Source organism: Curtobacterium sp. MCBA15_008 (genome assembly GCF_001865065.1).
In the GTDB taxonomy this organism is placed as follows: domain Bacteria; phylum Actinomycetota; class Actinomycetes; order Actinomycetales; family Microbacteriaceae; genus Curtobacterium.
Genome location: NZ_MJGN01000008.1, coordinates 1 through 13,122 on the forward strand (window position 1 = coordinate 1; position 13,122 = coordinate 13,122).

The following is a 13,122-nucleotide window of genomic DNA, read 5'->3' on the forward strand; positions in this document are numbered from 1 at the left end:
ACGTCGGGCCGTTGCGGTGTCCACGAGCAAGTGCTCACTTGTCGTCGACGGCGTCCTTGGCCTTCTCGGTCTGCATCCGGGCCTCGCCCATGTGCTGGTCCTTCTTGCCCTGGGCGTGCAGTTCGGCGTCGTCCGTGTGCTCGCCGACCTTCTCCTCGACCTTGCCGACGATCTTCTGGGTGGCGTCCTTGGCCTTGTCTCCGAGCGACATGGGGTTCCTTCCGGTGGTCATCACCGGTGGTCCCGACGATGTGGACCCGACAGTACGGCCGCCCCTGTACCCCGTTCGAAGCCGGAGGACATGTGCGCCGCCGATCAGGGGACGAGCCGCTCCGCACGGTACCGGTCGAACAGGTCGGTGAAGGACCGCTCGGTCCGCCGGAACCCGGTGAACCCGGCCTCACGGCTCTTCCCCATGTCGGTGACGACCTCCATCGTCCGGCCGAGGTCGGCGTCGGTGTGCCACCACGACGCGAGCCGACCGATGTCCGGCTCGACGAGGCCGTAGCGCTCCGCGATGCCGACCCACTCGGACTCGTACGGCGCCATCTGCTCCTCGAGGGGGCGGGGACGGTCCTGGTAGCCGACGACGCGTGCGGGGTCCACGCCGAGGTGTGCGGCCAGCCGAGGCCACATCCACCGCCAGCGGAACACGTCGCCGTTCACGATGTTGAACGGCTCGTCCGCGCCCTCCGGGGAGGTCGCCGCCCAGACCATGTGCTCGGCGAGCAGCCCCGCGTCGGTCATGTCGGTGAGGCCGTTCCACTGCGCCTCGCTGCCCGGGAACACGAAGTCGAGGTCGAGCTCCTTCACGAGCGTCGCCTGCACCGCGAGCGTCAGTCCCATGTTCATGGCGTTGCCGACGGCGTGCCCGATGACCGTGTGCGACCGGTGCACCGACCAGGTGAACCCCTGCCGTTCGGCGGCGGCGAAGAGCTCGTCCTCCTGCGCGTAGTAGAAGTTCGGGGTGTCGAGGCGGGGCTCTTCCTCGTGGAACGGGGTGTCGGGCATCTCGCCGGCGGCGTACGCCTCGAACGGGCCGAGGTAGTGCTTGAGACCGGTGACGAGCGCCACGTGCGCGAGCGGCGCGTGCCCGAGGGCCGCGAGCAGGTCGCGGACCATCCCGCCGTTCACGCGGATGTTCTCGGCCTCGGTGTCCTGCCGCTGCCACGCGGTGAAGAAGACGTGGGTCGGGCGTTCGTCCGCCAGGGCGACGGCGAGGTCCTCCGGGTCGCGGAGGTCGGCGGGGACCGTGCGGACGCCGTCACGGGCGACGGGCCGTCGCGAGAGCGCCGTCACCCGCCACCCGTTGCCGAGCAAGCGATCGACCAGGGCCGAGCCGGTGATGCCGCTGGCACCCACGACGAGGGCGTGGCGGTCGGCGGACTGCTGGGTGGTGTCGTCGAGAGTCATCGGGTTCCCCAACACATGTCGTCTCGCCGGTGTTCCCTCACTGCGGTTGGCGGATGCGGTTGTGTACACAAAAACGCACCACATGTACCGGAAATCGGTACACTTTCCGCGGAGGTCCCCCATGCAACTCGTCACACCACTCGCCACGCTCCTCGGCCCCACGCAGGCCGACGCGCTCCGCGTGCTCGCGCGCACCGATGCCGGCATGACCGGTCGGCAGGTGGCGAGAGTCGCCGGAGCGGCGCAGCACACCGGCATCAAGCGCGCGCTCGACAAACTGGAACAAGCGGGCCTGGTCCGCGTCGATCGTGGGCTGCAGCACTCGGCCTACCGGGTGAACCGTGAACACCTCCTCTGGCCGGCCGTCGAACTCGGGCTCGGTGCCGGGGACGAGCTCGAGCGTCGGATCGGCGACTTCGTCGAGTCCGTGGACGCCGGCGTGCTCTCGGTCTCGGTGTTCGGTTCCGTCGCTCGTGGCACGGCCACCCCCACGTCCGACCTGGACCTCCTCGTCGTCTTCGACGCTGTCGTCGACACCGACGTGGTCGTCCGTCTCGGCGACCTCGTCCGCCGCTGGACCGGGAACGACTGCCAGGTGTTCGACGTCACGCGCGCCGACCTCCGCCGTTTCGTCGCGGAGGGGGACCCGCTCGTCGGGTCATGGCGTGACGAGGCGCGGACGGTCTTCGGGGAAGAGATCAGGACCTTCATCTGATGGACGCGCGCGTGCGCGCCGTCGATCGGCACGCCGTTGAGATGCGACGCGACGAAGCCGTGACGTACCTCGAGGTCGCGCTCCTGTACGTCGAGTCGACGAACCACGCCGACTGGAAAGCCGCCGGCGCGAATGCCGTACTCGGCGGAATCGCCGCGTCGGACGCGATCTGTGGGGCCGTCCTCGGGCACCATCACCTCGGTGACGACCATGCCGCAGCTCGACGTCTGCTGGACCGCGCGTGCTCGCCGGACACTCGTCCTGGAATGCACTTCAAGCGCCTGACCGACGAGAAGACGAACTCCCAGTACTCATCGTCACGGGTGACACAGGAGAAGACCCGCGCGCTTGTGACAGCACTCGAGCGGCTCGTCAGCGTGATGCGCGATCGCATCTGAGACGAGCGGCGCCTCAGCGCGGTCGGCGGATGCGGATCGGCCCCTTCGCGGTGGACGGGTCGACGACGCTGCCGTGTTGCGTGATCTCGACCTCGCCCCGGGCGACCATCCGCCGTGCCGCCCGACGCGCCGGCTCCATCAGCGGCCGCCAGTCGTCCGGGTCGATCGAGCGCGCGACCTCGGACGGGCAGATGCTCGACGTCCGCGCACGCGCCGCGAGCAACTCGTCGATCCGCTGTTCGAGGGCGCGGTCGGTCTCGTCGATCCCGTGCTTGCGGCAGGCTCCGGAACACCACTTCGTCTCGGGGGCGGCCGAGGACGGCATCCGGCGCCCGCACGAGGCGCAGGTCCGCTCGGCGTGCTCCGATTCCGACGCCGCGGCGTCCGCTTCCGTCCTGATCGCCCGTCCCATGGCTCCATCCTCGTCCCACCGCACCCGCCAGCACACAGCCCAGGTACGGCTGGCACCATCGCAGTGGTGAACCCCGACACCGCACCGGTCCGACCGTCCGAACCCGACTGGGTCCAGCACGTGATGTGGTGGCACGTGTACCCGCTCGGCTTCGTCGGGGCCGAGGTCCGACCGGAGACCGCGGTGGCGGACCGCCCCGTCGAGCACCGGCTGGACCGGATCGCCGGGTGGCTCGACCACGTCGTCGACCTCGGGCTGAACGGTCTGCTGCTCGGTCCGGTGTTCGCGAGCTCGACCCACGGCTACGACACCGTCGACCACTTCCGGATCGACCCGCGCCTCGGCGACGACGACGACTTCGACCGCCTGGTCGCCGCGGCGCACGAGCGGGGCGTCCGCGTCCTGCTCGACGGGGTCTTCAACCACGTCGGGCGCGAGCACCCGGCGTTCCGCGCGCTCGCCGCCGACGGGCCGGACGCGGCGACCGCCGACCTGTTCGCGGTGGACTGGGACGGGTGGCAGCCCGGCATGCCGGTGCGCGTCGGTGACTTCGAGGGGCACGACATCCTCGTCGCCCTCGACCACGGGTCCTCGACGACGGAGGACCTGGTGGTCGAGGTCATGACCCACTGGCTCGGCCGCGGTGTCGACGGGTGGCGCCTCGACGCGGCCTACGCCGTCGCCCCGGCGTTCTGGGCGCGCGTGCTCCCGCGGGTGCGCGAGCGCTTCCCAGACGCCTGGTTCAGCGGCGAGGTGATCCACGGTGACGCCGCCGCGATCGTCCGCGAGTCGACGATGGACTCGACGACGCAGTACGAGCTGTGGCAGGGGATCTGGCACGGCATCGCGGACGGCAACTGCCACGAGCTGGCGCACGCGATCGAGCGGCACGACGCCCTGCTCGAGACGTTCGTGCCGACCACCTTCGTCGGCAACCACGACGTCACCCGGATCGCCAGCGCGGTGGGGGAGGGCTTCGCGCCGCACGCCGCCGCGGTCCTGTTCACGGTTGCCGGGACGCCGATCGTCTACGCCGGTGACGAGTACGGCTGGACCGGGGTGAAGGAGGAGCGCCTGGGTGGCGACGACGCCGTCCGCCCGGAGTTCCCGGACGCCCCGCCGGCACCGACGGCGATCACGCACGACCACGAGGCGCTCGTCGCGCTCCGACGGCGCAACCCGTGGCTGCACCGGGCGCACACCGACGTCGTGCACCTGACGAACTCCGCGGTCGTCCTGCGGACGGCGACCTCCGACGCCGCCGTGGTGACCGCCCTGAACCTGGCGGCCGATCCCGTCGACCTGCCCGCAGCGGACGCGACGCAGGTGGAGGCGGGCGGCGGCGATCTCGGGGACGGGACCCTGCGCCTCCAGGCCGGCGGTTGGGCCGTCCTCACGAAGTGAGGGAGCAGGAATCGTCGGGTGCCCGAAGGCGACCCGACGATTTCTGCTCCCTCGATGGGATGGGCAAGCGACCCCGCGCCCTACTTGCGCGCGTACGCCGCCCGGCGCTTGTTGAACACGTCGAACGCGACGGCGGCGAGCAGCACCAGGCCCTTGATGAGGGACTGGAACTCGGTGCCGACACCGAGGATCGACATGCCGTTGTTCAGGATGCCGATGATGAGACCACCGACGATCGCTCCCGGCACGGTGCCGATGCCACCCGTCACCGCCGCGCCGCCGATGAACACGGCCGCGATGGCGTCGAGCTCGAACCCGTTGCCCGCGCCCGGTGCCGCCAGGTTGAGCTGGCCGGTGAAGACCACGCCCGCCAGCGCCGAGATGACGCCCATGTTGACGAACAGCAGGAACGTGACGCGCTTGGTCTTCACGCCGGACAGCTGCGCGGCGAGGGCGTTGCCACCGATCGCGTAGATGTGACGGCCGAAGACCGCGCTCCGCATGACGACCGAGTAGATGACCACGAGGGCACCGAGGATGACGAGCACGATCGGGGTGCCGTTGTAGCTGGCGAGCAGGAGCGCCACGTAGATGACGAGCACCGCGCCGAAGGCCGTCTTCACGATGAACCAGACGAACGGCTCGCTCTCGAGCTGGTACTTCCGCCGCGTGATCCGGCCGCGGAAGGCTGCGACCACCATCACGACGGCCGCGGCGAAGCCGAGGATCATCGTGAGCGGCTCGTACCCGGTGGTACCGAAGGACGGCAGGAAGCCGGAGCCGAGCGAGCGGAAGCCGGCGGGGAACGGCGAGATCTGCTGGTTCTGCAGGACGATCTGCGCGGCACCGCGGAACGCGAGCATGCCCGCGAGCGTGACGATGAAGGCCGGGATCCCGAAGTACGCGATCCAGAAGCCCTGCCAGGCCCCGACGAGCGCGCCGACCACCAGGCACAGCACGACCGCGATCGGCCACGGGATGCCCCACTGCGTGATCATCACGCCGGCCATGGCGCCGGTGAACGCGACGACCGACCCGACGGACAGGTCGATGTGCCCGGCGATGATGACCATCACCATGCCGATCGCCAGGATCAGGATGTAGCTGTTCTGGACGATCAGGTTCGAGACGTTGATCGGGGCGAGGGTGATGCCGTTCGTCGTCACCTGGAAGAAGAGGACGATGACGATCAGCGCGATGAACAGGCCGATCTGTCGGAGCTGCCCGGTGAGGTAGCCGACGGCGGACTTAAGCGCGTTCATTGACAGGGGTCTCCCGTTCCTGGGTCATGTACTGCATGAGGACCTCTGGAGTGGCCTCGGAGCGGGGCACGTCGGCGGTGATGGTGCCCTCGGACAGGGTGTAGATGCGGTCGCAGATCCCGAGGAGCTCCGGGAGTTCGGAGGAGATCACGATGATCCCCTTCCCCTGGTCTGCGAGCTGGTTGATGATCGTGTAGATCTCGTACTTCGCGCCGACGTCGATGCCACGGGTCGGCTCGTCGAGGATCAGGACGTCCGGGTCGGCGTACATCCACTTCGACAGGACGACCTTCTGCTGGTTCCCGCCGGAGAGCTTGCCGGTGATGACGTCGACGTTCGGCGCCTTGATGTTGAGGCTCTTGAGGAACTGCCCCGCGACGGTCGTCTCCTCGGCGGCGTTCACGAAGCCCCAGTTGGCGAGCTTCCCGAGCGCGGACCCGGAGATGTTCCGCTTGATGTCGTCGATCAGGTTGAGGCCGTAGCGCTTCCGGTCCTCGGTGACGTACGCGATGCCGTTGTCGATCGCCTGCGAGACGGTGTGCGTCTTGATCGGGGTACCGCGCTTGTACACGGTGCCGCTGATGCCGGCGCCGTAGGACTGCCCGAACACGCTCATCGCGAGTTCGGTCCGGCCGGCGCCCATGAGGCCCGCGATGCCGACGACCTCGCCGGCCCGCACGTCGAGGTTCGCGTGGTGGATGATCTCGCGGGAGGCGTCGAGCGGGTGGTGGACGGTCCAGTCCTCGATCCGCAGGAGCTCCTCGCCGATCACCGGGTTCTCGCGCTCCGGGTACCGGTTCGACAGGTCGCGGCCGACCATCCCGCGGATGATCCGGTCCTCGGACACGTCGTCGGCGTGCATGTCGAGCGTCTCGATGGTCTGGCCGTCGCGGATGATCGTGACCTTGTCCGCGATCGCCTTGATCTCGTTGAGCTTGTGGCTGATGATGATCGCCGTCATGCCCTCGGCCTGCAGCGACCGGATGAGTTCCAGCAGGTGCGCGGAGTCGTCGTCGTTGAGCGCCGCGGTGGGCTCGTCGAGGATGAGGAGCTTCACCTGCTTCGACAGCGCCTTCGCGATCTCGACCAGCTGCTGCTTGCCGACGCCGATGTCGACGATCTTCGTGACCGGGTTGTCCTTCAGACCGACGCGCTGCAGCAGTTCCGCCGCGGCGAGGTTCGTCTTGTTCCAGTCGATGAAGCCGCCCTTGGACTGCTCGTTGCCGAGGAAGATGTTCTCGGCGATCGACAGGAACGGGCTGAGCGCGAGCTCCTGGTGGATGATCACGACCCCGGACGCTTCGGAGTCGTTGATGTCGGAGAACTGCACGGGCGACCCGTCGAGCAGGATCTCGCCGTCGAACGTGCCGTGCGGGTAGACCCCGGACAGCACCTTCATCAGGGTGGACTTGCCGGCGCCGTTCTCGCCGCAGATCGCGTGGACCTGTCCGCGCTCGACCGCGATCGAGACCCCCTGGAGGGCCTTGACGCCGGGGAACGTCTTGGTGATGTCACGCATCTCGAGGATGGTGTCCGTCACGTCGACCGCCTTCCGTAGTGCACGCTCGCGCGCGCAGGTGGGGACGGACTGGAGGCGCGGTGCGGTCTGGCACCGCGCCTCCAGTCCGTCGGATGGGTTGCGACTACTTCAGGTCGGCTTCGGTGTAGTACCCCGAGTCGACGAGGACTTCCTTGTAGTTGTCCTTGGTGACGACGGTCGGCTGGAACAGGAAGGTCGGGACGACCTTGACCTTGTTGTCGTAGCTCTTCGTGTCGTTGACCTCGGGCTTCTTGTCCGTCAGCAGGTCCTCGGCCATGGTGACCGACTGCTTGGCGAGCTTGCGCGTGTCCTTGTAGATGGTCGAGTACTGCTGACCGGCGATGATCGACTTGACCGAGGCGGCCTCGGCGTCCTGACCCGTGATGGTCGGGAGCGGACGGTCACTGCTGCCGTACCCGGCGCCCTGGAGCGCCGAGATGATGCCGATCGACATGCCGTCGTACGGGGAGAGCACGCCGTTCAGCGTGGTGCCGCCCGAGTAGGACTTGGCGATCAGGTTCTGCATGCGGGCCTTGGCGGTCGCCGGGTCCCACTGCTGCGTGGCGGCCTGCGTGAAGCCGTCCTGGCCGGAGCCGATCTTGATGGTGCCGGCCTCGATGTACGGCTTCAGCGTCTTCATCGCGCCGTTGAAGAAGAACGTCGCGTTGTTGTCGTCCTGCGACCCGGCGAAGACCTCGATGTTGAAGGGGCCCTTCTCGTCGGTCTTCTTGCCGTCCGCGTCGAGCAGACCGAGACCGGTGAGGAGCGAGTTCGCCTGGTCGACGCCGACCTTCTCGTTGTCGAACGACACGTAGTAGTCGACGTTCTTGTTGCCGGTGAGCAGGCGGTCGTAGGAGATCACCTTGATGCCGGCCTTCGCGGCCGCGTCCAGCTGGTCGGAGAGGGCACCGCCGTCGATCGACGCGATGATGAGGACCTTCGCGCCCTTCGTGATCATGTTGCTGACCTGCTGCGCCTGCTGCTGGACCTTGTTGTCCCCGTACTCGAGGTCGACCTTGTAGCCGGCCTTCTCGAGGTCGCTCTTGACGGCGTTGCCGTCCTTGATCCAGCGTTCGGACACCTTCGTCGGCATCGCGACGCCGACCAGTGCACCCTTGTTGTCCCCGCTGCCGCCACCGCTGCCGGTGTCGCCGCGTCCGCCGGCCGAGCATCCGGCCAGTGCGATGGCGATGCCGAGGGCGGCGACGCCCGCGACGATCTTGCGCTTCATCATCGAAGTACCTCTGTTCCTGCGCGACGACGTCGACGCGCTCGGGTGACGGGGCTGCTGTGCCCCCGGTGAGTGCTCGTGTGAGCGCTCACATACTGAGGGTTCCGTGACGGGGTGTCAACTCGTCGTGACCGTTTCGCGATCTTGCGGCGGCGGACCGACCGCGCGGTACGGTTGGCCTCGTGACCACCACGACCGCCCCAGGGGGCAAGGGCGGCAATCGCCGGAAGGCGCCCACGATCTTCGACGTCGCCGAGCGCGCCGGGGTGTCGCACCAGACCGTCTCCCGGGTCATCAACGGCGACCCGACGGTGCGCGAGCAGTACCGCTCGCAGGTCACCGACGCCGTCACCGAGCTCGGGTACCGCCCGCGCGCCGCAGCCCGGGCGCTCGCCGGGGGGCGCAGCCGGGCGCTCGGCATCATCACCGCGGGCGACGCGCTGTACGGCCCGTCGAGCACCGCGATCGGCTTCGAGCGGGCAGCCCGTTCGGCCGGGTACCACGTGCTTCTGTCGACCCTGCCGGACGACCCGCGGCCGGGCGACCTGTCCGCCGCGATCACGACCCTGCTCGCGCAGGACGTCGCTGCGATCGTCCTGGTCGCCGCCGACAACCGGGTGCTCGACGCCCTCGCCTCGTTGACGGTCCCGGTGACCGTGCCCGTCGTGGTGTCGAACGCCGTGCAGCGTGACGCGGCCCGAGCGCCGGTCGCCCCGAGCGTCGCCGCCGTCGCGATCGACCAGGTCGCCGGGACGTCGCTCGTGATGGAGCACCTGTTCGGTCGCGGACACCGGCGCATCGTGCACATCGCCGGGCCGGGGGTCTCGCAGGAGTCCGAGGTGCGCCGCGAGACCTACGTCCGGATCATGCGCGAGGCCGGGCTCGACCCGGTCGTGCTCGACGGTGACTGGACCCCGGCGAGCGGGTTCGCCGCGGCCCGGACCATCGACGTGCACACCGTCGACGCGGTCTTCGCGGGGAACGACCAGATGGCGCTCGGGGCGCTGCACGCCTTCGCCGACGAGGGACTCCGGGTGCCCGACGACATCGCCGTGGTGGGGTTCGACGACGTCCCCGAGGCGGCGCACTTCACGCCGCCGCTGACCACCGTGCGGCAGGACTTCCGGGCGATGGGGGAGCGGGTGCTCGACACCGTGAAGGCGCTCATCGAGGGGGAGCCCCGCGACGAGACGCTGCTCGCGCCCGAGCTCGTGGTGCGCCGGAGCGCGTAGCGCCCGCGCGCCGCGCGCCGCGCCGCCGCGCCGAGCGCCCGCCGCGCCGTGCCGCCGCGCCGCCGTCGCGCCGCCGAGATCGCACTTCGGCACCCGACGTTCCGGCGGAACCACGCCGAAGTGCGATCTCACGGAACAACACGGAACAACACGGAACAACACGGAACAACACGGAACACCAGGGCGGCGCCCCTCGCACGGTGCGAGGGACGCCGCCGGCGAGCCGACCCGACCGTCAGCCCTTCAGCGCGCCCGACGACAGGCCGGCGACGTAGAACCGCTGCAGCCCGACGTAGAGCGCGATGCACGGGATCATCGCCACCACCGACCCGGCGACCAGGTTCCCGTACGACACCTGCCCGTAGGCGCCGGTCTGCAGGTTGAGCAGCGCGACCGGCAGCGTGTAGAGCGAGTCCTTCGTCAGGAAGGTCAGCGCTCCGAGGAACTCCGTCCACGACGCCAGGAACGCGTAGAGCGCGGCGGTCGCGGCGCCCGGTAGCAGCAGCGGGCGGAGCACCGACACGACGACCCGGAAGCGCGAGGCGCCGTCGACGAACGCCGAGTCCTCGAGCTCGGTCGGGATCGACTCGAACGCGTTCCGCATCACGAACACCCCGAACGGCAGGTTCACCGTCGTGTAGAAGAGCACGAGCCCGAGCAACGAGTTCGTGAGCTTCATCGCGTTCAGCTCGAGGTACAGCGGCGTGAGGATGGCCTGGAACGGCACCATCATCGTCAGCAGCACGAGCCCGAACACCACGCCGGACCCACGGAACCGGAAGCGGGCGAACCCGTACCCGGCCATCGTCGCGATCACCGCGGTCAGGACGGCGGTCGCGATCGACACGATCAGCGAGTTCACGACGCCGGTGAGCAGGTGCGACGACGAGCTGAACACGGCGGCGAAGTTCTGCCAGCCGAGCTGGAAGAACGTCGCCGGGTCGGCGGCCTGCGTGATGACGGCCTCGGACTGGAACGCCCGCAGGATCGACCAGATGAGCGGGACCCCGAACACCAGCGCCGACCCGACGCCGGCGATGACGTAGAGGGTGCGCTTCACGGCGGTGTCCCGCGGGTGCCGGACGCTGCCCTGGTGGTGGCGTCGCCGACCACCGTCTCCGGTGGTGGTGAGCGTGCGGGTGGACAGGTCCGGAGCGAGGCCGGCCCGGGAGGTCGTGGTGCTCATGGCTCAGTCCTTCTCTCGCAGTGCCCAGAACTGGAACACCGTGACGGCGGCGATGACGACGACCAGGGCGATGGACTCGGCGGTCGCGGCGCCGAGCTGCAGGTTCACGAAGCCGCGGTTGTAGATCGCGTTGACGATCGTCGTGGTCTCCGTCCCCGGCCCGCCCTGGGTCAGGATGTAGAACTGGTTGAACGCCAGCAGGGACCCGATCACCGAGATGATGACGCTGAGCGCCACCGTCGACCGGATCATCGGGAGCGTGATGAGCCGCTCGGTCTGCCACCAGGACGCGCCCTCGAGCTGCGCGGACTCGTACACCTCGTCGGGGATGCCCTGCATCGCCGACATGAGCAGCACCATCGTCAGCCCGGAGACCGCCCAGACGACCAGCACGCAGATCAGCAACGTCGCGAGCGGGCCGTTCACGAGCCAGGCCGTGCTGCCGTCGGTGATCCCGAGCCAGCGGAGCACCATGTTCACGGCACCGGAGTTCGGCTGCGCCTCGAGCACGAGCATGAACGACAGCGTGGTCAGGCCCACCACGTACGGCAGGAAGAACACCGTCCGCAGCAGGGTGCTCCCACGCCGCCGTGCCCGGATCAGCACGGCGAGGAAGTAGCCGAGCGCCAGGATCGGCACCGTCACGATCGCGGTGTACAGCAGCGTGTACCCGATGGCGTGCACGAACGTCGGGTCCTGGAACAGGGTGAGGTAGTTCTGCAGCCCGATGAACCGGTACGGGCCGATCAGGGGCCAGTTCGTGAACGAGATGTAGAGCGCGAACAGGAGCGGCACGAGCACGAACACCGCGACGAACAGGATCGCCGGCGCGACGAGGACCGCCCCGGTGCGCGGCGGGTGGGTGAGCGAGTTGCGGGACGGGCCGCGGCCGCGGCCGACGGTGGGCCGGCCGGCACCGGTCCGGCCGGGTGCGGCCCGGCTGGCGGAGCGCCGGGTGGAGATGGTCGACATGACGTGCACCTCTCTGTGCAACAAACGAGCGAACGAGCGACGGACGGTCAGGCCTGGACCTGGTCGAGGATGCGGGTGTAATCCGCCTGCGCCGTCTTCATCGCGGCGGCCGTACCGGACCCGAACACCGCCTCGCGGAACATCGCGAAGTAGGGCGACGACGGCTGGTTGTTGAGCAGGTTGTACGCCAGCGTCTGCGGTGCGTACCCCTTGTCGATGGCGTCGAGCGGGCCGAACGCGAGCGGGTACTTCTTCCGGTACGCCGGCGTTGCGGCATCCGAGCGGGTGGGGAAGTACCCGCCGTCCGGCAGCGCCTGCTGCTGCTGCAGCCCGTTCGCGTACTGCATGAACGCCCAACCGCCGGACGGGTTCGCCGCCCCGTTCGGGATGCACATGTTGTCGCCGCCGTCGAAGAACGACCGCTTGCCGTCCCACGAGGGGATGAGCACGGTCTGCATCTTGGCCCGCATCGCCTTGGTCGCAGCGGGCACGGTCGCGCCGTACGACGTGGGGAAGATCCCGACCTTGCCGGCCCGGAAGTCGGCGCCCCACGTGGTGCCGGCGTCGGAGTACGTCGCCTTCGAGAGCACGCCGTCCTTCCACATCTGCCGGTAGAACTCGAGCATCCGTTCGAGGGCCTCGTTGCCGGTGATGTTCGCCTGCTGCTTGCCGACCTCGCCGGACATCATGTCGACGCCGGTCGCCCAGACGTGCGGCTGGGTGACGAAGCCGATGATGCCCGCCGCGTTGCCGGAGATCGACCACCCGTAGACGTCGTCGCCGGTCTTCCGGATCGCCTTCGCCGCGGCGAGCAGCGAGTCGAGGTCCTTCGTCGAGTCCTCGACGTCGAGCCCGGCCTGCTCGAACAGCTCGGTGTTCACGAACAGCTGCGAGTTGTCGGCCAGGTACGGCAGCCCGTAGTACCGGTCGCGGTACTCGAGCAGCCGCAGGTGGCCGGGGGAGATCGCGTCGAAGTAGTCGAGTCCCTTGACGACGTCGGTCAGGTCGGCGAACGCCTCGCGGAAGATGAACAGCTGCGAGTTGATGTCGTCGATGTCCACGACGTCCGGCGGCTCACCGCCGCGGATCGCGGTCGCGAGCTTCGTCACGTACTGCCCGTCGGGCACCGGGGTGAGCTCGACCTGCAGCTTCGGGTTCGCCTTGTTGAAGCCGGCGACCGCCGCCGTCAGGCCGGCCTGGGTCGCCGACCGGCACCAGACGTGCACGGTGCCGGTCGCGTTCCGGCCGAACGACGCCACCTTCGCGTCCACCTTGGGCAGCGTGCCGGAGCACGCCGTCAGGGTGAGGGCCGCCCCGCCGGCGAGACCGCCGACGAGGAACGCTCTGCGCAGCATCA

At 69.2% G+C, this 13,122-nt stretch carries 13 protein-coding genes; 4 read left to right on the forward strand and 9 right to left on the reverse strand.

The window, feature by feature from the left end; all coding sequences use genetic code 11:
* Window positions 1-34: 34 nt before the first annotated feature.
* Both BIU96_RS19315 and BIU96_RS03655 read right to left on the reverse strand, forming a co-directional pair.
* Entirely contained in the window at window positions 35-211 is a 177-nt protein-coding gene (locus tag BIU96_RS19315; RefSeq protein WP_139199762.1) for a CsbD family protein, read from the reverse strand.
* 104 nt (window positions 212-315) lie between these two features.
* Window positions 316-1,413: an SDR family oxidoreductase gene (locus BIU96_RS03655; RefSeq protein ID WP_071291264.1), complete on the reverse strand. Its 1,098-nt coding sequence runs from the start codon at window positions 1,411-1,413 to the stop codon at window positions 316-318.
* A 121-nt stretch (window positions 1,414-1,534) separates the two neighbouring features.
* Between BIU96_RS03655 and BIU96_RS03660 the strand changes: the two genes are divergently transcribed.
* Both BIU96_RS03660 and BIU96_RS03665 read left to right on the forward strand, forming a co-directional pair.
* Window positions 1,535-2,128, forward strand: coding sequence for a nucleotidyltransferase domain-containing protein (locus tag BIU96_RS03660; RefSeq protein WP_071291265.1), 594 nt, complete (start codon window positions 1,535-1,537; stop codon window positions 2,126-2,128).
* The gene (locus tag BIU96_RS03665) at window positions 2,128-2,526 is read left to right on the forward strand and encodes a hypothetical protein (RefSeq protein WP_071291266.1); all 399 of its coding nucleotides are present in this window, start codon (window positions 2,128-2,130) and stop codon (window positions 2,524-2,526) included. Before BIU96_RS03660 ends, BIU96_RS03665 begins: the two co-directional genes overlap by 1 nt.
* Window positions 2,527-2,539: 13 nt before the next feature.
* On the opposite strand, the gene BIU96_RS03670 is transcribed toward BIU96_RS03665, so the two are convergent.
* Complete coding sequence (locus tag BIU96_RS03670; protein WP_071291267.1) at window positions 2,540-2,938, reverse strand: DUF3253 domain-containing protein; 399 nt, start codon at window positions 2,936-2,938, stop codon at window positions 2,540-2,542.
* Between the two features lie 123 nt (window positions 2,939-3,061).
* On the opposite strand from BIU96_RS03670, the gene BIU96_RS03675 reads away from it, so the two are divergent.
* Window positions 3,062-4,342, forward strand: a complete 1,281-nt coding sequence (locus tag BIU96_RS03675) for an alpha-amylase family glycosyl hydrolase (protein WP_071291345.1) — start codon at window positions 3,062-3,064, stop codon at window positions 4,340-4,342.
* An 80-nt stretch (window positions 4,343-4,422) separates the two neighbouring features.
* Here the strand turns inward: BIU96_RS03675 and mmsB are convergent, their stop codons facing one another.
* From mmsB to chvE, 3 genes are all read right to left on the reverse strand, one after another.
* A complete protein-coding gene (gene mmsB, locus BIU96_RS03680; RefSeq protein WP_071291268.1) occupies window positions 4,423-5,604 on the reverse strand; it encodes a multiple monosaccharide ABC transporter permease in 1,182 nt (393 codons plus the stop codon).
* Window positions 5,591-7,144, reverse strand: a complete 1,554-nt coding sequence (gene mmsA, locus BIU96_RS03685) for a multiple monosaccharide ABC transporter ATP-binding protein (RefSeq protein ID WP_071291269.1) — start codon at window positions 7,142-7,144, stop codon at window positions 5,591-5,593. Before mmsA ends, mmsB begins: the two co-directional genes overlap by 14 nt.
* Window positions 7,145-7,247: 103 nt before the next feature.
* Entirely contained in the window at window positions 7,248-8,378 is a 1,131-nt protein-coding gene (gene chvE, locus BIU96_RS03690; protein ID WP_071291270.1) for a multiple monosaccharide ABC transporter substrate-binding protein, read from the reverse strand.
* A 179-nt stretch (window positions 8,379-8,557) separates the two neighbouring features.
* Between chvE and BIU96_RS03695 the strand changes: the two genes are divergently transcribed.
* Window positions 8,558-9,607 (forward strand): substrate-binding domain-containing protein, encoded by a 1,050-nt coding sequence (locus BIU96_RS03695; RefSeq protein WP_071291271.1) that lies wholly within the window; start codon window positions 8,558-8,560, stop codon window positions 9,605-9,607.
* A gap of 235 nt (window positions 9,608-9,842) precedes the next feature.
* On the opposite strand, the gene BIU96_RS03700 is transcribed toward BIU96_RS03695, so the two are convergent.
* The 3 genes from BIU96_RS03700 to BIU96_RS03710 are packed head-to-tail and all read right to left on the reverse strand — an operon-like array spanning window position 9,843 to window position 13,120.
* The gene (locus BIU96_RS03700; protein WP_071291272.1) at window positions 9,843-10,793 is read right to left on the reverse strand and encodes a carbohydrate ABC transporter permease; all 951 of its coding nucleotides are present in this window, start codon (window positions 10,791-10,793) and stop codon (window positions 9,843-9,845) included.
* 3 nt (window positions 10,794-10,796) lie between these two features.
* Window positions 10,797-11,765, reverse strand: coding sequence for a carbohydrate ABC transporter permease (locus BIU96_RS03705; RefSeq protein WP_071291346.1), 969 nt, complete (start codon window positions 11,763-11,765; stop codon window positions 10,797-10,799).
* 47 nt (window positions 11,766-11,812) lie between these two features.
* The gene (locus BIU96_RS03710) at window positions 11,813-13,120 is read right to left on the reverse strand and encodes a sugar ABC transporter substrate-binding protein (RefSeq protein ID WP_071291347.1); all 1,308 of its coding nucleotides are present in this window, start codon (window positions 13,118-13,120) and stop codon (window positions 11,813-11,815) included.
* Between the last annotated feature and the right edge of the window lie 2 nt (window positions 13,121-13,122).